We start from the raw sequence: 21,173 nt of genomic DNA on the forward strand, positions 1-21,173 counted from the left end.
CCGGATCGGGTTCGTCTGGCCCGCGGCGGATGTCAGTCGGCGACCAGGCCGTGCCACTTTCCGTAGCTGTAGAACTTGAAGTAGTACTCGGTGCCGTCCTTGACGTTGGTCGCGATCTCGTACCAGCTGCTGCCTTTGACGTTCGTCCAGTGGTCCTGGCACCCTGCCGTCCTGAAGCACACCTTGATGGCACGTACATTTTGCGAGTACCAGGGGTTCCCCGACAGGTTGATGTCCTGGCAGTTGCTGGTCGTTTTGAAGTAGCCGCTGCTGGGGTACCGCAGGGAACCGCTCGGTAGCGAGACGTCCTGTTGGTTGGAGCCGTCGAGACAGCCGGCGGCGTCAGCCTTGCCCGGGTGAGTGATGCTGACTGCCACGAATGCCGTGGTCGTCAAGACCAGCACGCCGAGGACAGCCTTGAGCCTGGTGCTCAGGGTTCGCATAGCGAGATCGCTCCTTGTTGTGGGATGTCATTCGAGACGCGACGGTAGCCACGGGTGCTTTCTGTCGACTTTCTGTTCACTTTCCGGTGGATGTGTTCAGCTCTTGACCAACGGCTCTGTTCACGTAAACATCTCGGGGTGAGATCAACCGTCCGCAGTCTCCTCGCCGTCCTGTTGTGCTTCTTCGCGCTGACCGCCGCGGTGCCCGGCGTCGCGGCCGCGAGTCCGCCGCGCACGAACGATTTCCGTGGCGTCAACTGGGCCGATCCGCGGGACAACTACGCCGACGACGAGGTCGTCCCGTCCGGACTCAGTACGGCGGACGACTACACGACGACGTACAGCAAGGCACTCGGGATCGTGGGGGAGTTCCGCAAGGAACTGAAGGCGAACACGATCCGGCTCCCGATCAACCCGTCGAGTGTGGGCACCGACTGGTGGCGCTCCTACCGCGCGGCGATCGACGCGTCGACGGCCAGCGGTTTCAAGGTGATCCTCAGCTACTGGGAGGCCGACAGCGCCAAGGACGGTCGGGTCGACGATCCGGCGGCGTACGCGGCGATGTGGGACACGGTGGTGAAGGCGTACCAGCGGAATTCGCATGTGTACTTCGAGCCGATGAACGAGCCGTTCGGGTACTCGCTGCCCGAGTGGGTGTCGCTGACGTCGTCGTGGATCGCGCGGCACAGCGACGTTCCCCGCGGGCGGATCGTGATCTCCGGGACGGGCTACAACGACAACGTGACAGGGGTCGGTGCGGCGCCGGAGCTGAACGGGACGCTGCTGTCGCTGCACTTCTACGGCTTCTGGGCCTCCGACACGAACGAGGCCGCCTGGCTGGCGAACCTGCGGCCGCGGATCGGTTCGTACGGCTGGCGGACGATCATCGACGAGGCCGGCTCACCGATGACGATCGGCCTGAACTACGGCAACCACGAGGGAAACGTCTACACGTCGTACCTGGCCGCACTCACCCAGGTCGCCCGCGAGCAGCGGATGGGCATCGTCTACTGGCCAGGCCTGCGCACCGGCGACTCGTACTCGATGACGACGCAGGTCGGTCCGGCCGATCTCGAGGTCAACAGCATCAGCGGACGTGACCAGCTGTGGTGGGGTTGGGGCCTCCTGCGGGACGAGCCGACGAACAGTGAGCCGCCTGCACCGCCGGGTGAGCCTCTGCGCGGTGTCGCCAGCAACCGCTGCGTCGACGTACCGGGCTTCTCGACCAGTCCGGGTACGGCGCTCGACCTGTGGGACTGCAACAACGGCGGGAACCAGTCGTGGAACCTCACCGCTGCGAATGAGTTGACGGTCTACGCCGACAAGTGCATGACGGCAGGGGCCTCGGCCGTGACCATCGAGACCTGCACCGGCGCCGCCAACCAGGTCTGGCAGCTCAACGCCGACCAGACCGTCACCTCGGCGGCCGGCTGTCTGACAGCCAACGGCACGGAGAATGGCTCGGCCGTCGTCGTTGCCGCCTGCAACGGTTCGTCCGACCAGAAGTGGACCCGCTCCTGAGCGGGGGTCCGCCCCCTGCAAGCACACAGTAAGCAGACGGAAAGCGCTGCACACTACCTTCCTTCGCATCCGGCGGGACATGGCCGGGGAGCCTGCACACGTAGACGAGGAAGGAAGAATCTCTTGAACACGAAAAGGTGGCGCCGACTGCGCCCGATCCGCCTGTTCTCGGTCGCGGCCGTCGTCGGACTCATCGTCCTGTTTTCCAACCTGGCCCCTGCCCAGGCGATGACCTGGAAGTCATACACCGAAGACTTGTCGAGTGCCGAGGAGGCCAAGGACCCGGACGGCAACGGTGGCGAGGTCGGTCTGAAGCACTGCGACGTCGCTTGCATCCAGGACTATGTCGCGATCTTCTACGACAACGGCGAGATGCTGAAGGTCCGCGACAACCTGAGTGACGGTCACGCCGCCAAGGTTGTTGTGTCGGTCCAGAAGAACGGTGCCTCGCTCGACACGGACACCTTCTACGTGGGCACGAGCGAGTCGGGCAAGGTGTTCGATCTGGGCACGCCCGACGGGAGTGGTGACATCGCGGAGGGCTTGACCGTCGCGATCAAGGTCTGCATCAACGAGGTCGGAATCTGCTCGCAAACCTACTATTTCAAAGCCTGATCCAGACCAAGAGAGCTCGTGTACCTGCGCGGGATGTATGTGCACGAGCGCTCTTGTGCCTCACCGGGTCAGCAACCGCCGTACCTCCTGCGCCTCGGGCGACCCGTAGGCCTCGAACATCCGCAGCGCTTCCCGCAACCGCGCGTGACCCGAGCGAGCCTCGAGCACTTGGTGAGCCTCGCCCAGCAGCCGATGCGCCCGAGCCTGCCCCAGGAAGTGACCGGTCCGCTGATGGATCGCGAGGGCTTCCTCGCCATGGCCGATCGCAGCCGGCGACCGGCCGTTCGCGAGCTCGACCCGGCCGAGCGTGACGACCGCGCCGGCGAGTTGGACCGGGTCCCGGTCTGCGGTCCGAGCGACCGCGACAGCGTCGACCGCGTGGGATCGTGCCCTGGCGAGATTGCCCGCCGCGAGATCTGTCTCGGCCAGCCCCCGCAGTGCCGGAGCGTGCCAGGTGGCGGTGTCCCGGGCTTGAGGGCGCGCGACAGCCCACTGGGTGGCTGACTCGAACCTGGTGCGGGCGGCGTCGAGCTCACCGTGCGCGAGGTGACACAGACCCAGTTGGTAGTTGGCGTCGCTGTAAGCCTGCGGATGGTCCAGCTGTCCCGCCGATCTCTCCGCCGCCGTCGCTTGCTCGAACGATTCCGCGTGGCGTCCGGCGTCGCGGTACCAGATGGCGCGGTAGAGGCGCAGCAGGTGTCTTTTGATCCGGTTGTCGAACCTCGTGAGCGCGTCCTCGGCCTGCGCGATCAACTCGTCGATGCCGTCCAGGCGGCCCAGCATCGCGCGTGCCCGAACCAGCTCGGGCAACGCCAGCGCGGCGACGCGGTCGCGGTTCGCGCCGGGGAGCTGGAGCACGTCTTCGGAGCTCTGTGCGTACTTGTCGAGTTCGCCCCGCTGATAGGCGATCACGCCGAGATTGAGCAGGGCGCGAGTCTGGGCTGCGCTGTCGCGGTCCTCGCGGTGGATCTGGAGCGAGCGGAGGAAATTGCGCTCGGCAACCTCCAGTTCGCCGGAGGCCATGGAGACGACTGCGGCAACGTTGAGGCAGTACCCGAGCAGCGGATGGTCGCCGACCTGCTCGGCCAGTTGCAGCGCCTCCGTGAGGACGTCGGGGTCCAGCGGAAGCTCGACTCGATGCTGCGTCGCCGCGCTCTCGGCCAGCATGTTTGCCAGCGCGCGTCGGTCGCCGGCCGCCCTGGCCGCGGCGATACCGGTGGCCGCCATCGCCTGAGCAGAGGTCTGGTATCCCTCTTCGGCCATCGGGAGCATCAGGCCGATCGCGAGCTGCCAGGTCCAGTGGGCGTGCTCCCGGTGGCCTGCGGCGGCCTCGACCGCGGCAGCAAGGTTGGCGAACTCGGCGCGTGTCCACGTCATGGCGTCCGAGAGGCCGGCGAACGTGATCTCGGCCGTTCCTGGCGGCAGGTCGGGCGGCGGCGGATGGTGGCGGATCGAGGCCCGCAGATTCACCACGGCCAGCTTCCCGCGGTAGTACCAGGCGAAGAGGCGTTCCACGGCGTCGGCGCGGGCCTGAGCGGTGTCTTCGGTCTCGGTACGGCGGCGGGCGTCGTCGCGGAGCAGGTCGTGGAAGCGGTAGCGACCGGGGGCGTGTTGTTCGAGGAGATGGGCGCTGGTCAGTTCGCGGATGGACTTGCGGGCCGCGGACGGCGTCGTACCGCTCAGGGCCGCGACCGCGTCGACGGTGAAGTCGAGGCCGGGCACGAGACCGAGGCGCCGGCACAGTTGGCGGGTGGCCGGAGCCAGACGCGCGTACGACAGGTCGAACGCGGCGGTGACGGCGGAGTGTTCGTCGTCGTCGAGTGCGAGGGTGACCGGGCCGTGTTCGGTGAGTTCGGCGAGGTAGTCGGAGAGCGGGCGTTGCGGCTCGTCGGCGAGCTGTGCGGCCGCGATCCGGAGAGCCAGCGGGAGGCCGGCGCAGGCTTCGATCAGGGCGGCAGCGGATTCCGGTTCGCGGTCGAAACGGTCCGGGCCGGCGAGGCGAAGCAGGAGAGCGTGCGCGGCGTCGGGCGGGAGTTCACCCACGTGGACACGTTGCGCGCCCTCGCGGGCGATCAAGCCGGAGAGGTTGTTCCGGCTGGTGACCAGGGTCAGACAGCCGTCCGTTGCTGCTTGCAACGGACGGACCTGCTCCGCGCTCGCCGCGTTGTCGAGCAGCACGAGCAGTTTGCGACCGCTGAGCACGGAGCGGTACTCGGCGGTCGCGTCTGCCACGGATTCCCAGCCTCGCGCCGGATCCGCGCCGAGACCGCGGAGCAGTTGGGCCAGCGCGACCATCGGGTCGAGGGCCGGGCCGGACGCGTGGCCACCGAGATCGATGTAGAGCTGGCCGTCGCCGTAGCGGTCCACGACCTGGTGGGCGTAGCGCAAGGCCAGGCCGGTCTTCCCGATCCCGGCCATGCCGGTCAGTACGATCAGGTTGCCGTCACCATCTGTAGCGGCGAGCCGCTCGAGCTGCTCGAGTTCCGGATCCCGCCCGACGAACGTCCCAGGCACCGGCGGCAACTGCCCCGGCCGCGTGGCAGCTGCCGCGGGCTTGGTGACCGAGGTCCTGGCTCGTGCTGCCGGCTGGTGATCGAGGGTCGGGTCCTCGGCGCGGATCGCTTCGCCGAGCTGACGGAGTTCGCGGCCGGGCTCGGTGCGTAGCTCCTTCGCGAGTCGTTGCCGCGCCGCCCGATACGCGACCTCGGCCCTGGTTCGACGGCCGGACCTGTACAGCGCGAGCATGTGCTGACCGACGATCCGCTCCCGCAACGGGTACTCCGCGACGAGCTCGGTCAGCTCCGGGACGATCTCGCGAGCGCGCCCGCGAGCCAGCTCGGCATCGAAGAGTTCTTCGTGGGCGATCAGCCGGACCTCGGCCAGCCGCTTCGCCTCCGGCCCGACCACCTCGGCCTCGTCGACATCGGCGTACGGCGTGTCCCGCCAGAGCGCCAGCGCCGCCCGGAACCGATCGGCAGCCTCCTCGAGATCGCCGGCAGCCACAGCAGCACGACCCTCGGCGTGCCTCCGGTCGAAGATCAATGCGTCAAGTTCGTCCTCGCCGACCTTGAGCAGATAACCGTTCGGCACGCTGGCCAGCCGGTCCGGTCTGTCCAGCACCTGGCGCAGCCGGTGGACGTGCACCTGAATGCTGTTCGCCGGCCGGCGCGGGACGTCGGCGCCCCAGAGCCCCTCGCTCAGCACATCGGTCGGCACGGCACGCCCGGCCCGCACCAGGAGCACCGCGAGCAATCGGCGGCGGAGCTCCGAAATCGGCCCGACGACCTCGCCGTTCCGCATCACACGTACCGGTCCCAGCACCTCGAAGTGCATGCCCACCTCCCCGACGAGCCCCTATCATCGGGCATCACCGGACCATCACGCCGCTGCTGCGTCCGCCCTGTGGATGCGCTCGGGTGCTGATTCGCGGTGGGTGCGTTCGATGGATTGGCCCCAGGTTGTGCCGACCAGCATGAGGATCGCGCCGACGACGGCCGGGATAGTGAGGTGTTCGTTGCCGAGGCTGATGCCGATGGCAACAGCCCAGATCGGTTCGGTGCCGAGTAGCAGGCTAGCTCGGCTGGCGGACGTGCGCTGGACCGCCCAGGTCTGGGCGAGGAAGGCGAACACGCTGCAGAACAAGGCGAGATAGACCATCTGCAGCCAGGTGCCGACACCGGCGTGCGTCGGCAGATGCGGTACGGCGGGCACCACGAACAACGCCGTACCGACGAGAGTCTGGACGGTCGTCAACTGCAACGGGCGCACGCCGACGGAGAGCCGTCCGACGAGCGTGACGTGGCCCGCGCGGACGGCGGCGGCGGCGAGCATGAGCAGGTCACCGGTGCCGGGGGAGTGCAGGCCGTCGGCGGACATCAGCAGTCCGACGGCGACCATGCAGATCCCGGCCGCGAGATAGAACCGCGGCGGCAGGCCGCGACCGTCGAGCAGCGGCGTGAGGACCAGCGTGAGGCTGATGATCAGTCCGGCGTTCGCGGCGCTGGTGTGCGTCACGCCGTACGTCTCCAGCACGAGGACCGACGCCTGCGTGAGCCCGAGGATCAGACCGGCCCTCAACTCCTTCCGGGTGATGCCGCGAACCAACGGGACGAGGGCGAGAGCCGAGATGCCGTAGCGGAGGAACAGCACGGTCAGCACCGGTGCGCTGCTGGTCGCGGTCTTGGCGGCGAGATAGCTCGAACCCCAGACGACGGCGACCAGGAGCAGGACGAGATCGGTACGGCGGGATCCGGGCACGGGTTCAACGGTGAGGGCTTGTGACGTTGAAGCCAAGTACGAATGTCTTCAGTAACGCTGTAGGACAGCTAAAGTATCTGGATGGACGAACGGCAACTGCGGGTCCTCCGGGAAGTCGGCGAGCTGGGCAGCGTGACCGCAGCTGCCGACGCGTTGCTGGTGACCCCGTCGGCGATCTCGCAGCAGTTGCGGCTCTTGCAGCGATCGATTCCGGTGCCGTTGACCGAGCGCGACGGCCGGAGGGTAGTGCTCACCGCGGCCGGGCGCGCGTTGGCTGGGGCTGCTGCGGACGTGGAGTCAGCGCTCGCGCGGGCCCGGCAGGTGGTCGATGAGTTTGCCGAGCAGCCGGATGCGGTCGTGTCGGTCGCCGCGTTCCATAGCGCGGCCGCGGCGTTCTTCCCGTCGCTGTTGCGGGCGGGGAACGGGCCGCGGGTCAGTCTGCATGACGAGGATGTGCCGCAGGACGAGTTCCCACCGTTGACCCGGGAGTACGACGTGGTGCTGGCGCATCGGCTGGATCATGCTGCCGCCTGGCCGCGGACCGTTGCGGTCACGCCGTTGCTGCATGAGCCGTTGGACGTCGCCGTACCTGTTGATCATCCGTTGGCGTCGAAGCGCTCGCTGTCGCCGCGGGACGTGGCGGGCGAGCCGTGGATCACAGTCCACGACGGCTTCCCGCTGATGGCGACGATCGAGGCGATCGGCGCGGCGGCCAACCATCGGCTTGAACTGGTCCACCGCGTGAACGAGTTCACCGTGGTCGCCGAGCTGGTTGCCGCCGGCGGCGGGTTGGCGCTGATTCCGCGATGGACGGCCCGTTCGCATCCGGGCGTCGCGCTTCTTCCGATGCGGGGCGTGCACGCGCGGCGGCACATCGACGCGCTTCATCGGCCGGAGCGGACTGCTCGGCGCGCGGTGCGCACGACACTCGCCAACCTTCAGGCCGCGGCGGCGACGGTCCGGAAGCCGAGCGCTTGATAGCCTCGCGTGAGTTCGCTGTCACCCCGCCCGGGGCAGTGGTTCGGGTCCGGAGAGGGAGACATGACAGGAACTGTGCGTGGCGTCCTTGCCGCGGTCGGCGTGCTGGGAGTCATCGGCGTGATCGCCGGGCCGGTGGCGGCAGCCCAGAACCCAGCCCAGAACACGGCGGCGAAGCGGCCGCCGGGCGTACCGCGGGGTGAAGTCGCGATCCCGGTGGCAGGGGAGTCCGACGTGGCGACGAGCAACGGGCCGCTGCTCGCGCTGGCGCCGCACGGGCCGTTCGAGCGTGGACGGGCGGTAGTCGTGATGGTGTCGCAGGGTGCACGAACCACCGTTCGCCTGAAAGTGACCGGAGTCGGGCGTACGGCGGCCGGCCGCACGTTCGGCGCCCACCTGCACACCGGCGAGTGCGTGGCAGGCGACGGCGCCGCCGCCGGACCGCACTACAACGCCGACGTGATCAACGGCCGCAAGCCGGTACGCGTCGACCGCGAGCGCGAGATCTGGCTCGACTTCACCGTCAGCCCGAGCGGCGCAGCGAAGGCGTCGACCGCCGTACCCTTCGCGCCGAAACCAGGCGACCGCTCCATCGTCATTCACGACCACGCGACCGACCACCACGGCACCGCCGGCGCCCGCCTCGCATGCCTCCCGCTGACCTGGACCTAGGCCGAGCCGCCGTCGCTCTTCAGGAGTTGGGCGTTGATCCACCGACCTCGGGGCGAGCAGAGGAAGGCGACGAGGGTGGGGTCAGGCCGGGTGGGCCAGGGCGGGGGGTGGGTCGGGGTCGGACCAGGTGGGGCGGTTGATGGTGGGGTGGCCGTTGTTCGGGTGGACCGTGAGGTGGCCTCGGTGGACGTTGATGTGGTCGCGTTTGCAGAGGAGGGCGAGGTTCTCGAGGGAGGTGGGGCCGCCGTCGGCCCAGTGGGTGATGTGGTGGGCCTCGGACATGGCCGGCGGTGCGCCGCAGGCGATGCAGCCTTTGTCGCGGGCGTTGAGGGCTTGGCGGATGGCGCGGGTGACGAAGCGGTGTTCGGCGCCGACGTCGAGTGGTTCGGAGTTGGAGCCGAGGACCAAGGGGATGATGCCGGCGTCGCACGCGAGTCGTCGTACGGCCGCGGCAGAGAGCGTGTCGCCGTGGACCAGGTCACCGCGGCCGCGGGTGTCGGTGGCGCCCTTGAGGTCTTCCAAGTCGATGGTGACGGTGATGTGCGGCTTGATCTCGCCGTGGCCGGGCACGGCGGATCCGGCGCCGGCAGCGGTCGTGAGGATCGCTGTGAGGGCGTCGGCCTGTCGCTTGCTGCGCGGACGCGGGTCGCGCTCGCCGTCGGGAGTCTTGTGCGGTTTGGCGCCGGCGAAGATCAGGGTCTGGAAGAGTTCGGCGTTCTCGTCGGCGAGGTAGCCGCCGAAGCTGACGCCGCGATCGGCCGACTTGATCCACAGGGCCTCGCGGGAGGACGCTTCGTCCTCGTCGCGACGGGGTTCGGGGCCGTCGGTGTCGAGCCGTTCGCGCATCTCCTTGCCGAGAGTGCGCAGGTCTGCCGGCGGGAGCAGGCCGGCTGCCTCGACCATGGCCTCCTCGGCGACGCGCAGGTCCGCGACCGGGACGCCGGCCGACGTCGGCACCTTCTCGAGTGCGGACACGATCGCGTTGGCCTGTCCAAGGTTCACCGTCGGCCGGGCGCTCTCGGAGTCGGCCGGGCGACCGGTGCCGAGGGCTGCGGTCACGGCCGGGTACTTGTGCAAGGCGCGAGCCAGGCGGAGGTCTCGGCGTACGTCGGCGGGATCCAGGCGGTAGCGGACCGAGAGCAGTTGCACGGTGTCGAGGGCGCCGATCTCCTGGGCATAGCCGTCGGCATCGAGGCCGGCTGACAGGTGCAGGCAGCGCACCTGGAGACGGGCGATCTCGGCGTACGCCGCGTCGAGAGCCGTCAGCTTCTCGCCGCCGCTCATCGACCAGACCGGCCGCTCATCCAGGATCGCCATACCCAAGACCCTAGACACACCCACGGACAGTTTCGACCCCGCGCATCCCTTATTTGCAAGGGTTCCCGCTATTGGCAACTTCCTGTCAACTTGTCCACCGAGCCGGCCTGGTTCGGCGTCCTCCTAGCTGGTGTGGACGATGTGTGCGTCCGGACCTGGGAAGAACAGTGACTCGGTGTCAGTGTCGGTCCAGTGCACGAGGTACGGCGGTTCGCCGTTCGGATCGTGTACCTCGACGATCTGTCCTTCGCGCCGGTGTGCCGACAGGTGGCTGCTCTCCACTACGACCTGGTCCCCTGCTGCAGCTTTCACCACACTCACCTCCTGCACCCCAGCTTGGTCCACTCCTCAGTGGATGTCGATGGCGAGTCGAGCGGCGAGCCCCGCGAAGATCGCCGCCGTGACGCGCTCGAGCCGCCGCCGGATCCTGCTCCCGGTGCGGAAGAACTTCTCGGTGAGGGTCCCGGCCAGCAGCGCCGCGCTCGCGTCGACGGGGAAGCCGACCATGATGAACACGGCCCCGAGCACCAGGAACTGCACCGTCGCCGGCCAGCTACCGCTCCCCGTCGTGATGAACTGCGGAACGAACGCCAGGTAGAACAGGATCACCTTTGGATTCGCCAGATTGGTGAGGGTCGCCATCAGGTACGTCCGGCGCAGCGTCCGCCGGGGTAACTGCGGCGCGTCCTCGGGCGCCCCGAAGTCCTGCCGGCTCGCACGCCAGGTCAGATAGGCCAGATAGAGCAGGAACGCCGCTCCCGCGATCCGTACACCGTTCAGAACCTGCGGCGCCGCCTGGATCAACGCGCCCAGCCCGAGTGCTGCCGCGCCGCTGTGCACCGCCAGGCCCGTCGACATCCCGGCCGCGGCGACGACCCCGGTACGTCGCCCGCCCGCCGCCGCGTTCGCGACGATGAACAGCATGTCCGGTCCTGGTACGACGCTGACCAGGAAGACCGCTACCAGGAACCCGAGCACCACCGACACGTCCATGCATTCCATCCTGACCCACGGGTGCCACCGGGTCGCCCGGGTTTTCGGTCTGTGGTCAGTTCGGGAGAGTGACGGTGGCTGTTGTGCCGCCGGTGGATGAGGAGGTCAGGGTGATGGTGCCGTTGTGGGCCCGGGTGATTTCGCGGGCGATGGACAGGCCTAGGCCGGAGCCGCCGCTGGCTCGGGAGCGGCTGGTGTCCAGGCGGACGAAGCGTTCGAAGACGCGCTGCCGGTCCTGCTCGGGGATTCCGTCGCCGTCGTCCGACACCGTGATGATCGCGGACCCGTTCTGCTCGGCCGTGGCCAGGTGGACCGTGAAGTGTGCGGCGCGGGCGGCGTTGTCTACGAGGTTCCGCAGTACCTGGCCCAACCTGCCCGGATCGCCGACGACCCTGACCGGATGTACGTCGCCGGTCACGGTCAGATCAGGCGCCGAACTCCGCAGCCGCTGGATCTCGGCCGCGACCAGGTCGTCGAGATCCACGTCGACCTGCCGCATCCGGATCCCGGTGTCGTCGGCCTTCGCGAGCAGCAGGAGATCTTCGACCAGCTGCCGCATCCGGTCGGTCTCGGTCTCCATCACCTGACGCAGCTCGTGCCACGCCTGCCCGGTGGTGTCCGCCTCGATGACCTCCAGCGCCGCCGTCAGCGTGGCCAGCGGCGACCGCAACTCGTGGCTGGCGTCCGCCACGAACGCCCGCTGTGTCGCCTGCCCGGTCTCCAGCCGGTCGAGCATCTCGTTCATCGTGACTGCGAGCCGCGCGATCTCGTCCCGGGTCTGCGGCACCGGGACCCGTTCGGTCAGGTCCCGGGTCCCGATGCGCTGTACGCGGCCGCGGATCCGTTCCACCGGGCGCAGCGCCTGCCCGACCATCAGCCACCCGGCGACGCCGACCACGATCAGCAACGCCGGGAATCCGATCGCCAGGTACTTCGCCACGGTCGCGACCGTCTGCCGCTGGGTCTCCACGGACGACGCGACGACCACGGTGTACGTGCGGCCGTTGTACGCCGCTCCCTGGGCGACGATCAAGAACGAGTGGTCGTCGTCGATCAGCGGCATCTCGCCGACCTGAGCCCGGAGCAGCGCGTCGGCCGGTGGGCGAAGGTCGGTCAGCGGAGTGGCGTCGACCCGGGTCGACGAGGCGGCGACGACCCGGCCGGACGGGTCGAGCACCTGGATCAGTTGGCCGGCGCGTGTGGTCTCGGCGAGGTCGTTCGTGAGTCCCGCCGTACCTTTCGTGCTGACCTGCCTGGCAACGTCGCCGACGCGACCTTCGGCGGCGTCGGAGACCTCAGTGATCAGCGCGCGCTGCAGGAGCAGCAACAGTGCGGCCGCGCCGAGCATCATCGCGACGGCGACCACGATCACCGCGGCCGCGGTCGAGCGGCTCCGCACACTGGCCTGCCGCAGGCCGCCGGCGGTCCGGTACCACCCGTCGACGCGACGTCGCACCACCGTGCTCACGCACCTAGTCTCGCTCAGCCCCCTTCGGGGTTCATTCGGTAGCCCATCCCGCGGATGGTCTCGATCGCGTGCCGGGCGAACGGGGTGTCGATCTTCATCCGCAGGTAGCGGACGTAGACCTCGACGACGTTCGGGTCGCCGTCGAAGGCCGGGTCCCAGACCCCGGCGAGGATCTCGGTCTTGCTGACGGTGTCCCCACGGTGCCGCATCAGGAACTCCAGGAGCCCGTACTCGCGGGGCGTGAGGGTGATCTCCCGCCCGTCGCGCTCGACCCGGCGACGGGCCACGTCGAGCGTCAGGTCGCCGGCCGTTAGCACCACCGGGCGCTCCGGCCCGCCGCGACGGATCAGCGCCCGGAGCCGGGCGACCAGGACCAGGAAGCTGAACGGCTTGGTCAGGTAGTCGTCCGCGCCGAGATCGAACGCATCGGTCTGGTCGTACTCGCCGTCCTTCGCGGTCAGCATCAGCACCGGCGTCCAGATCCCGCGCGCCCGGAGCAGTTCGAGTACGCGGTACCCGTTGAGCTTCGGCAGCATGATGTCCAGCACGATCACGTCGTAGCTGTGCTCGGTCGCGGCCCACACCGCGTTCTCGCCGTCGTGCACCAGTTCCACCACGAAACCGGCGTCGGTCAGCCCACGGTGCACCGTGTCAGCCAGCCGCAGTTCGTCCTCGACCATCAGCACTCGCATCCTCACAGTCTCACCGCAAACCGCTGAGAGTCCGCTGAGAGCCCACAACTTGACGCCGTGAAGTCGGCGTACCTACGGTTGTCGAAGCGCTTCGACAATCCGCCGAGAGAGGCCTCCACGATGAAGTTCACCGATGGGTACTGGCAGTTGCGGGCGGGGCTCACCCGGTTGCGGCCGGCCGAGGTCGAAAGCGTGCAGGCGGGGGAGCGCAACCTGACCGTGTTCGCCCCGGTGCGGCGGATCGAGCGGCGTGGTGACACGCTCAACCAGCCGATGTTCACGGTGACGTTCTCCTCGCCGGCGCGCGGCGTGATCGGCGTCCGGATCGCGCACCATCTCGGCGGGTTGCCCGCACATCCGTCGTACAGGCTGAACACCGACGACGAGCATCCGGTGAAGGTCGAGGTCGGCGCGGCCGAGGCGCGGCTGACCTCGGGCGAGCTGAGCGTGGTGATCGCCCTCGACGGCCCGTGGGACGTGCGCTTCGAGCAGGACGGAAAGCCGCTGACGAACTCGGGGGAGCGCAGCGTCGGCCTGATCACCGATGCCGACGGCAAGCATTACGTGCACGAGCAGCTGGCGCTCGGGGTCGGCGAGACGATCTACGGGCTCGGTGAGCGGTTCGGCGCGTTCGTCAAGAACGGCCAGGTGGTCGACAGCTGGAACGCCGACGGCGGTACGTCGAGCGAGCAGGCGTACAAGAACGTCCCGTTCTATCTGAGCAGCAAGGGGTACGGCGTACTGGTCGACAATCCCGCCCACGTGTCGTTCGAGGTGGGCTCGGAGGTCACCTCGCGCAACCAGTTCAGCGTCGAAGGCGAAGAGCTCGGGTACTACGTCTTCGCCGGCCCGACGCCGAAGGACGTGCTGCGCCGCTACACCGCCCTCACCGGACGACCCGCTCGCGTCCCCGCCTGGTCGATGGGGTTGTGGTTGTCGACCTCGTTCACCACGGACTACACCGAGGAGACCACGAGCGCTTTCGTGGACGGGATGGCGGAGCGGGACCTGCCGCTGAGCGTCTTCCATTTCGACTGTTTCTGGATGCGGCAGTTCCACTGGTGCGACTTCATCTGGGACCCGATCGCGTTCCCGGACCCGGCCGGGATGGTCCGCCGCCTCAAGGAGCGCGGTCTGCGGGTCAGCCTCTGGATCAACCCGTACATCGCGCAGCGCTCGGTGCTGTTCGAGGAGGGCCGCCGGCTCGGGTACCTGCTGAAGCGCCCGGACGGCTCGGTCTGGCAGTGGGATATGTGGCAGGCGGGAATGGCGATCGTCGATTTCACCAACCCGGACGCGACCGCGTGGTTCCGCTCGAAGCTGCAGACACTGATCGACATCGGCGTCGACTGCTTCAAGACCGACTTCGGCGAACGCATCCCGACCGATGTCGTCTGGTACGACGGTTCCGACCCGGACCGGATGCACAACTACTACTCGCAGCTCTACAACGAGGCTGTGTTCGGACTGCTCGAGGAGAACCGGGGACAGGGCGATGCGGTCCTGTTCGCGCGCTCCGCGACGGCCGGTGGGCAGCAGTTCCCGGTGCACTGGGGCGGCGACTGCGAGTCGACGTTCGAGGCGATGGCGGAATCGCTGCGCGGCGGGTTGTCGCTGGCCTCGTCGGGCTTCGGCTACTGGAGTCACGACATCGGTGGGTTCGAGGGCACGCCGGATCCCGCGATCTTCAAGCGGTGGGTGGCGTTCGGGCTGCTCTCGTCGCACTCCCGGCTGCACGGCTCGTCGTCGTACCGGGTGCCGTGGGCGTTCGACGAGGAGGCGGTCGACGTACTGCGGAAGTTCACCAAGCTGAAGCTGTCGTTGATGCCGTACCTGGTCGCGGCCGCTGAAGAGGCGCATCGTGACGGGGTGCCGATGATGCGGCCGATGGTGCTGGAGTTCCCGGACGATCCTGCGGCGGCCTATCTGGACCGTCAGTACCTGCTGGGACCGGACCTGCTCGTCGCGCCGGTGATGAGCTTCGACGGCGAGGTCTCGTTCTACTTGCCACAGGGGCGGTGGACGTCGCTGCTGACCGGTAAGGTGGTGACCGGCCCGGCGTGGGTGCAGCAGACGCACGGGTTCGACTCCCTGCCGCTGTTCGTGCGGGAGGGCGCGGTGATCCCGATCGGAGCCGTCGACGACCGGCCCGAGTACGACTGGGTAGACGGCGTCGAACTGCACTGGTTCGAGCCGGCCGACGGACAGGTCACCACAGTTGCGGTCGGAGACGTTGTGTTCGAACTGGCGTACCGGGCAGGGCAGGTGCAGTCCCGCGTCGTCGAAGGGTCCTGCGAGCGCTACACGGTGAAGCTCTCCAGTACGACGTCGGCTGCGGAGAACACCAAGTAGAGCGTGTGGATTCCGGTCACCGTGGCGAGCTCGCCCGCGATTGCGACGAGCTCGTCCGTCGGTGACACCTGCACGGTGCTCAGGAGCTCACCGTGCAACGGATCGTCCAGGCGGAGCTCGATCGTCGCGGGTCGGTCGCCGCGGTTGGCGACCCGGGCCTGGTACGTCGTCGGTTCGAGCATGGTGTCGTCGAAGGCCAACCAGGCTTGGGGTTCCAGCGAGACAACCGCGTCGCCGTGTGCCGCGGTCGTCAACGTGATGTCGCAGTAGTCGTCGAAGCTGGTTGCGGCGAGGCGGGTGAGCGTTCGGGGCGGGATCCGCTCGCCGCGCACGTCGACGGTCGCGGTCAGTCGCAGATCGGTGCTGGACCGGCCGACCATCACGCTGTGCCGCGCCGTCTCGACACAGCGCCGGTCTCGCGTCACGTCCCAGAAACCGAGGTCCGCAGCCGCGACGGTTAGTTCGACCTCCTCGGTCTCGCCCGGCTCCAGCGCCACTCGGCGGAAGCCGCGCAGCTGCCGCAGCGGTTGTTTGACCCGCGAGCGCTGCTGCCGTGTGTACAGCTGAGCGATCTCCGTCCCTGGTCGATCACCCGTATTGGTGACAGTGAACGTGACGCGGACCTCCCCGTCCGCCGAGACGGACGGTGTGCTCAGCTGCAGGTCGCCGTACGCGAAGGTCGTGTAGCTGAGGCCGTGGCCGAAGGGGTAGAGCGGTGTGCCCCGGTAGTACAGGTACGTCGCGTCCGTCGCGATGATGTCGTAGTCGAGCAGACCGGGTAGGTCCGCGGCGGAGTGGTACCAGGTCTGGGTCAGCCGGCCTGCGGGATCGTGGTCGCCGAAGAGTACGTCGGCGAGTGCGCGACCGTACTCCTGCCCGCCGTGCGCGGACCACAGGATCGCCGGAAGGTGCTGCTGTGCCCAGCCGATCGCGTACGGGTAGCTGCTGGTCAGCACCAGCACGGTCCGCGGATTCGCCGCATGCACCTGCCGGATCAGACGGTCCTGAGCCGGCGGCAGCTCCAAGGTCTCCCGGTCCTCGGTCTCGCGGCCGTTCACCAACGGGTGGTTGCCCGCGACAACGATCGTGACATCGGCACGGGCGGCCAGCTCGGCAGCCGTGGCTGCCCCGTCGACCACCACATCGAGCTCGAACGCGGTTCCGTCCTCCGCCAGGCCGACTGTGCCGTCCGGGCCGACTTCGAGATACCGGCCGGTGTGCAGGTGCTGGACGAGAAGGGTGTTCGAGGACTGCACGAGCCTGAAGGTCTGCTTGACCTCCCAACCGTTCGGGCCGGGTTGGTCCGCGACCAGCTCGCCGTCGTCGGTGGCGGTGAGGTGCTGGCCGTTCCGCACCGAGCGCAACGCCCAGGCGTTACCACCCCAGTCGAAGAGATCGAACTCGCCGGCGTCCGTGCTGGTCCGCAGAACCGCGTCGGCGCCGACGGCAAGGTACGTCGCCGACCCCGCGATCCGGAGCGTGATCCGATCGACGCCCTCGCAGTACTCGACCTGGCCAAGTCGTTCCTTGACGCCGTCGAGCGCGGTGACCTGGTAAGGCAGTGTCCCGGCGTACCAGTCCTCCGAGAGCGTGCCCGCGAGTGGGCCGACCACGGCGACGCGCGTCGAGGTGTTGAGCGGCAAGAGCTGGTCCTCGTGCTTGAGCAGCACGATCGCCTGACGGGCCGCGTCCTGGGCGAGGCGGCGGTGGGTCGGGCAGTTGACCAGTTCGGGTTCGAGCGCGCGGTACGGATCCAGCTCGGGCGGGTCGAACTCGCCCAGCCGGAACCGGATCGCGAGCGCTCGCTGTACGGCGGTGTCGAGGTCCGCGGCCGTGATCAGCCCGCGGTCGAGCGCCGTCGTCAGCCGCTCGATGGTCGGGGTGGCGTCCTCGCCGTCCTGGGTGAAGCTGTCCACGCCCGCCTTGAGCGCGGCGGCGTACGCGGTCGGTCCATCAGGCAGGTAGTGCTGCAGGCCGAACAGGTTGGCCGGTGCGTAGGCGTCACTGACGACCAGCACTTCGTCGGTCGTCCACGTGCGGAGTACGTCGTTGATCAGCGGGCTGAGGTGGGCGGGCAGGCCGTTCACCAGGTTGTACGACGGCATCACCGCCACCGCTGCGCCCGCTTCGATCGGCGCGCGGAACGCCGGTAGCTCGTAGTCGTGCAGGACCCGGGGCGGCAGATTGCTCGAGGTCGTGCACCGGTCGGTCTCGTTGTTGTACGCAAGGAAATGCTTCAGGGTCGGAGCGGTCTTCAGGTACGTCGGGTCGTCGCCGGCCAGACCGTGTCCGTACGCGGTCGCGATCATCCCGGTCAGCCAGGGATCCTCGGCGTACCCCTCCTCGTTGCGGCCCCAGCGTGGGTCGCGCAACGGGTTGACGACCGGCGCCCAGACGTTGAGGCCGACGCCGGCCGGGTCCTTCCAGTGGAACACGCGGACCTCGTCCCCGACCGCCGCGCCGACCGCGCGCACGAGGTCGGGGCTCCAGCTCGTGGCCAGGCCGATCGCCTGCGGGAACACGGTCGCCGGACCGTGCCAGGCGACACCGTGCAGGGCCTCGGTGCCTGTCCGGAACGCCTCCAGGCCGAGCCTGGCGACCGGCGGCTGGTACTGGTGCAGGAACGCGAGTTTCTCGTCCGGGGTGAGCCGGGCGAGCAGGTCGTCGATCCGCGCGTCCATCGGCCGGGCCGGGTCGCGGAACGGGGGAGGGCGGAAGGGGGCAGGAGGAGTTGGAGTACTCATCGGCGGTCGACTCCACGGGCTGGTGTCGAAGCGCTTCGATCAACCGGGCGGCGGAGAGCTGGTCGAAGCGCTTCGACAGACGGGCGTGAACAGAGGGTTGCATCCCGGGCGCTGACGGTCAAGACCTCGCTGGGAGGCGACCGTGGGTCAGCGGGGTGAGGGCGTGGGCGGTGGCGCCCAGGGGAGTGGCGGTGTGCGGAAAGGTGGACGCGGCGATGGTGCAGCCCCCGGCGTCGGGCGCGATGCTGGCTTCACGGAGCGCCTTGTCGATGGCCGGCGACAGGTGGTCGGCGAGCAGGGCGTAGGCGCCGCCGAGCAGCACGACCTCGGGATTGAGGATGTTCACCAGCGCCGCGATCCCGTGGCCGAGGTGGGTTCCCGCCTCGGCGAGCACCTTCGTGACGGCGGCGTCCTGGGCGTCGGCGCGCCGGATCAGCGTCTCGAGCTGGTGCTGCGGGTCGTCATCGATGCTGCCGTCGACCTGCTCCAGGATCGCCGGCAGGCTGGCGAGCGCCTCGAGACATCCGCGGCGTCCGCAACCACAGGCCGGTCCGTCCGGGACCAGGCGCAGGTGCCCGATCTCGCCGACGTACCCGAGATGTCCCGCGAGCGGCCGGCCGTCGGCGATGATGCCCGCGCCGACCCCCGTGTCGCCGGTCAGCTGGATGAGGTTCGCCGTACCTGCGTGCGGGCCGTAGAGGTGCTCGGCCAGCACGCCCAGCGACGCGTCGTTGTCGACGGTCACCGGGATGTCGGGCCGTCCGAGCGCCGCCGCGAGCTCGGCCCGCAGCGGTACGTCGCTCCAGCCGAGTCCGGCGGCGAGTACGACGGCGCCGTCGCGATTGACCAAGCCGGGTACGCCGACCGTGATGCCGAGGACCTGGCGGCCGGAGGACTGCACGCTCGTGATCGCGCGGCGGGCCAGCGCGACCACGGCGGCGATGGTTTTCGCCGGGCCGGCGTCGACTCCCGGTCCGGCGCGATGCCAGCGCAGGACCTGCTCACCGGCCGCGTCGCAGCCGAGCGCGGTCAGGCCGCGCGCGCCGACCTCGAGCCCGATCGTCGCGTACGCCGAACCGTCGAGCACGAGCAGCGTCGCCGGACGGCCGACGTGGTTCTGGGTCTGCTGCGTTTCACGCACCAGCCGTCGGTCCAGCAGCTCCCCGACGATGCTCGTCACGGTCGCCTTGTTCAGCCCGGTCCCGGCCGCGATCGCGGCCCGCGAGCACGGGGCTTCCCGGCGCAGGTAGCCGAGCACCGCCGCCAGGTTGGTGGCGCGGATGTCGGTGTGGTCCGCGGTCTGTGTGATCAAGGTCCGTCCCGTCGAAAGAAGTGCTGAGTCAGTTCTACACCTTGTCGTGCTGTCGGCTCTGCGTTAATTTGTTTGGCTACCAGCCCAACTAAGTCTAGGGGATGCACCGTGACCGGACCAGTGATCGGCGGCACCAGCCGCCGCACCTTCATCTCCCTGCTCGGCGCCGGCGCCGCGGCGGCCGCGGGCGGGACGACGCTGACCGGATGCTCGAACGGCGGTTCGGGGTCCAGTACGACGGGCCGCGCCGAGACCGAGGACAAACTGTCCGGCCTGCTGCCGAAGTACACCCCGTACGAGTCGGTCAAGCCGGACCTGCCGGGCGAGAACGGCGCTTCGCCGGGCTACTCGCACTACCCGGCCGAGCTCAAGCGGGCGGTGCCGGAGAAGATGGTGCCGAGCGGCAAGCAAGTGACCGCGATGACGCCGCTGTGGAGCCCGATCCCGCCGCTGGCCGGCAATTCGTACTTCGAGGCGAACAACGAACGGATCGGCGCGCCGGTCAAGTTCAACATCCTGAACGGCAACGACTACGGTGACAAGCTCGGACCGATCCTTGCGGCCGGCAACGTTCCGGAGCTGCTCTGCATCCCGGGCTGGAACATCTCCAGCCTGACCCGGTTCGGCCAGGCAGCGGACAAGCTGTTCGAGGACCTCACACCGCACCTGGCCGGCGACAAGGTGTCGGCGTACCCAATGCTGGCGAACCTGCCGACCCGGGCCTGGGCGTACGGCGTCTGGAACTCGCAGCTGAAGGCCGTGCCGTTCCCGTCGGACGGCTTTCCCTGGATGCTGATGTACCGCAAGGACATCCTCGACCAGCTCGGCGCGGAGCCGCCGAAGAACTCCGACGACCTGCTGGCGCTGGGCAAGCAACTGACCGACGCGAAGGCGGGCCGGTGGGCGTTCGGCTCGGTCGCCGACGAGGTCCACCGGTCGTTCGGAGTGCCGGGTGGCTGGATCAAGGACTCCGGCGGCAAGCTGGTCAACAAGATCGAGACACCGCAGTTCGAGGAGGCGGTGGCGTTCATCCGGAGGCTGTTCCAGTCGGGGTACGTGCACCCGGAAGTGGTCGCGAACGCCGGCGCGGACGAGAACGCGCTGTTCGAGGGCGGCAAGTTCCTGATCCGGCAGAACGGGCCGGGAGGCTGGCACGAGTCGCTGCAACGGCAGCAGACGGTCAACCCGAAGTTCAACCCGCAGCCGGTGATGCCGTTCGCGCACGACGGCGGTACGCCGATCACGTGGGGCGGCGACCCCGCCGGCATCTTCACCTTCGTGAAGAAGGGGCTCGGCGAGGAGCGCGTCAAGGAGTTGCTCGGCGTGATGAACTACACGGCCGCGCCGTTCGGGACCGAGGAGTACCAGCTCTACAACTACGGCGTCGAGGGCAAGCACTACACGAAGCAGCCGTCCGGTGCCCCGAAGCTCACCGCCCTGGGACAGAAGGAGGTCTCGCAGACGTACATCTTCCTGGGCGGCCGTCCGACGGCGATCACCGAGAGCGAGTACCCGGGGTACGTCCAGTCGATGAGCGCGTGGCAGAACGCGTCCGCGAAGGTCCGGGAGAAGAACCTGTTCGACGGGATCCGGGTCGAGCAGCCGGCCAAGATGGCGGCGCTGAACCAGCCGTTCGACGACGCCCTGCAGGACATCTACCGCGGTCGCAAGCCGATCAGCGAGCTGAAGGCCGCCGTCAAGCAGTGGCAGGACAACGGCGGCAACGAAGGCCGCGACTTCTACGCGAAGGTCCTCAGTGACAACGGTCGGTAGGGTGCGCGTGCGTGGTGCCAGGTCGCGAACAGCCCG

16 protein-coding genes are annotated in these 21,173 nt (G+C 68.8%); 6 read left to right on the forward strand and 10 right to left on the reverse strand.

From position 1 onward, the window contains the following. Window positions 1-32 precede the first annotated feature (32 nt). On the reverse strand, window positions 33-443 hold the full coding sequence (locus EV649_RS36925) for a hypothetical protein (protein WP_130388354.1): 411 nt from the start codon (window positions 441-443) through the stop codon (window positions 33-35). A gap of 138 nt (window positions 444-581) precedes the next feature. Here EV649_RS36925 and EV649_RS36930 point away from each other — a divergent pair, with 138 nt between their 5' ends. Both EV649_RS36930 and EV649_RS36935 read left to right on the forward strand, forming a co-directional pair. Then, window positions 582-1,964, forward strand: coding sequence for a ricin-type beta-trefoil lectin domain protein (locus tag EV649_RS36930; protein ID WP_241999141.1), 1,383 nt, complete (start codon window positions 582-584; stop codon window positions 1,962-1,964). A gap of 123 nt (window positions 1,965-2,087) precedes the next feature. Then, on the forward strand, window positions 2,088-2,579 hold the full coding sequence (locus EV649_RS36935; RefSeq protein ID WP_130388356.1) for a hypothetical protein: 492 nt from the start codon (window positions 2,088-2,090) through the stop codon (window positions 2,577-2,579). A gap of 60 nt (window positions 2,580-2,639) precedes the next feature. Here the strand turns inward: EV649_RS36935 and EV649_RS36940 are convergent, their stop codons facing one another. Both EV649_RS36940 and EV649_RS36945 read right to left on the reverse strand, forming a co-directional pair. Further along, window positions 2,640-5,912, reverse strand: a complete 3,273-nt coding sequence (locus EV649_RS36940; RefSeq protein WP_198682901.1) for a BTAD domain-containing putative transcriptional regulator — start codon at window positions 5,910-5,912, stop codon at window positions 2,640-2,642. Between the two features lie 45 nt (window positions 5,913-5,957). Continuing rightward, window positions 5,958-6,836, reverse strand: a complete 879-nt coding sequence (locus EV649_RS36945; RefSeq protein ID WP_130388357.1) for a DMT family transporter — start codon at window positions 6,834-6,836, stop codon at window positions 5,958-5,960. 81 nt (window positions 6,837-6,917) lie between these two features. On the opposite strand from EV649_RS36945, the gene EV649_RS36950 reads away from it, so the two are divergent. Then, window positions 6,918-7,814, forward strand: a complete 897-nt coding sequence (locus tag EV649_RS36950; protein WP_130388358.1) for a LysR family transcriptional regulator — start codon at window positions 6,918-6,920, stop codon at window positions 7,812-7,814. A 63-nt stretch (window positions 7,815-7,877) separates the two neighbouring features. Further along, window positions 7,878-8,486, forward strand: coding sequence for a superoxide dismutase family protein (locus tag EV649_RS36955; protein ID WP_130388359.1), 609 nt, complete (start codon window positions 7,878-7,880; stop codon window positions 8,484-8,486). Window positions 8,487-8,567: 81 nt separating this feature from the next. Here the strand turns inward: EV649_RS36955 and EV649_RS36960 are convergent, their stop codons facing one another. The 5 genes from EV649_RS36960 to EV649_RS36980 form a co-directional block, all read right to left on the reverse strand. After that, the gene (locus tag EV649_RS36960; RefSeq protein WP_130388360.1) at window positions 8,568-9,803 is read right to left on the reverse strand and encodes an HNH endonuclease signature motif containing protein; all 1,236 of its coding nucleotides are present in this window, start codon (window positions 9,801-9,803) and stop codon (window positions 8,568-8,570) included. A 123-nt stretch (window positions 9,804-9,926) separates the two neighbouring features. Then, a complete protein-coding gene (locus tag EV649_RS36965) occupies window positions 9,927-10,115 on the reverse strand; it encodes a DUF1918 domain-containing protein (RefSeq protein ID WP_130388361.1) in 189 nt (62 codons plus the stop codon). A gap of 36 nt (window positions 10,116-10,151) precedes the next feature. Then, window positions 10,152-10,796 (reverse strand): LysE family translocator, encoded by a 645-nt coding sequence (locus EV649_RS36970; protein WP_130388362.1) that lies wholly within the window; start codon window positions 10,794-10,796, stop codon window positions 10,152-10,154. A 55-nt stretch (window positions 10,797-10,851) separates the two neighbouring features. Then, window positions 10,852-12,264 carry a HAMP domain-containing sensor histidine kinase gene (locus EV649_RS36975; protein ID WP_130388363.1) on the reverse strand — a complete coding sequence of 471 codons (1,413 nt, stop codon included), beginning with the start codon at window positions 12,262-12,264 and terminating at the stop codon, window positions 10,852-10,854. A 14-nt stretch (window positions 12,265-12,278) separates the two neighbouring features. Next, window positions 12,279-12,956, reverse strand: coding sequence for a response regulator transcription factor (locus tag EV649_RS36980; RefSeq protein WP_130388364.1), 678 nt, complete (start codon window positions 12,954-12,956; stop codon window positions 12,279-12,281). A gap of 120 nt (window positions 12,957-13,076) precedes the next feature. Here EV649_RS36980 and yicI point away from each other — a divergent pair, with 120 nt between their 5' ends. Then, window positions 13,077-15,308, forward strand: a complete 2,232-nt coding sequence (gene yicI, locus EV649_RS36985) for an alpha-xylosidase (protein ID WP_130388365.1) — start codon at window positions 13,077-13,079, stop codon at window positions 15,306-15,308. Here yicI and EV649_RS36990 read toward each other — a convergent pair. Together EV649_RS36990 and EV649_RS36995 are read right to left on the reverse strand one after the other, a co-directional pair. Further along, entirely contained in the window at window positions 15,257-18,052 is a 2,796-nt protein-coding gene (locus tag EV649_RS36990) for a glycoside hydrolase family 3 protein (RefSeq protein ID WP_130388366.1), read from the reverse strand. The genes yicI and EV649_RS36990 overlap by 52 nt on opposite strands. A gap of 118 nt (window positions 18,053-18,170) precedes the next feature. Further along, on the reverse strand, window positions 18,171-19,364 hold the full coding sequence (locus tag EV649_RS36995; RefSeq protein WP_130388367.1) for an ROK family transcriptional regulator: 1,194 nt from the start codon (window positions 19,362-19,364) through the stop codon (window positions 18,171-18,173). Window positions 19,365-19,472: 108 nt separating this feature from the next. Between EV649_RS36995 and EV649_RS37000 the strand changes: the two genes are divergently transcribed. After that, window positions 19,473-21,137 (forward strand): extracellular solute-binding protein, encoded by a 1,665-nt coding sequence (locus EV649_RS37000; protein WP_130388368.1) that lies wholly within the window; start codon window positions 19,473-19,475, stop codon window positions 21,135-21,137. Window positions 21,138-21,173 lie beyond the last annotated feature (36 nt).

This window comes from Kribbella sp. VKM Ac-2569 (assembly GCF_004216905.1).
Classification (GTDB): Bacteria; Actinomycetota; Actinomycetes; order Propionibacteriales; family Kribbellaceae; genus Kribbella.

Coding starts and splice junctions, on each gene's coding strand:
- EV649_RS36925 (WP_130388354.1), bottom strand. CDS start 443: ATGCGAACCCTGAGCACCAGGCTCAAGGCTGTCCTCGGCGTGCTGGTC.
- EV649_RS36980 (WP_130388364.1), bottom strand. CDS start 12,956: ATGCGAGTGCTGATGGTCGAGGACGAACTGCGGCTGGCTGACACGGTG.
- EV649_RS36940 (WP_198682901.1), bottom strand. CDS start 5,912: ATGCACTTCGAGGTGCTGGGACCGGTACGTGTGATGCGGAACGGCGAG.
- EV649_RS36950 (WP_130388358.1), top strand. CDS start 6,918: ATGGACGAACGGCAACTGCGGGTCCTCCGGGAAGTCGGCGAGCTGGGC.
- EV649_RS36960 (WP_130388360.1), bottom strand. CDS start 9,803: ATGGCGATCCTGGATGAGCGGCCGGTCTGGTCGATGAGCGGCGGCGAG.
- EV649_RS36955 (WP_130388359.1), top strand. CDS start 7,878: ATGACAGGAACTGTGCGTGGCGTCCTTGCCGCGGTCGGCGTGCTGGGA.
- EV649_RS36990 (WP_130388366.1), bottom strand. CDS start 18,052: ATGAGTACTCCAACTCCTCCTGCCCCCTTCCGCCCTCCCCCGTTCCGC.
- yicI (WP_130388365.1), top strand. CDS start 13,077: ATGAAGTTCACCGATGGGTACTGGCAGTTGCGGGCGGGGCTCACCCGG.
- EV649_RS36970 (WP_130388362.1), bottom strand. CDS start 10,796: ATGGACGTGTCGGTGGTGCTCGGGTTCCTGGTAGCGGTCTTCCTGGTC.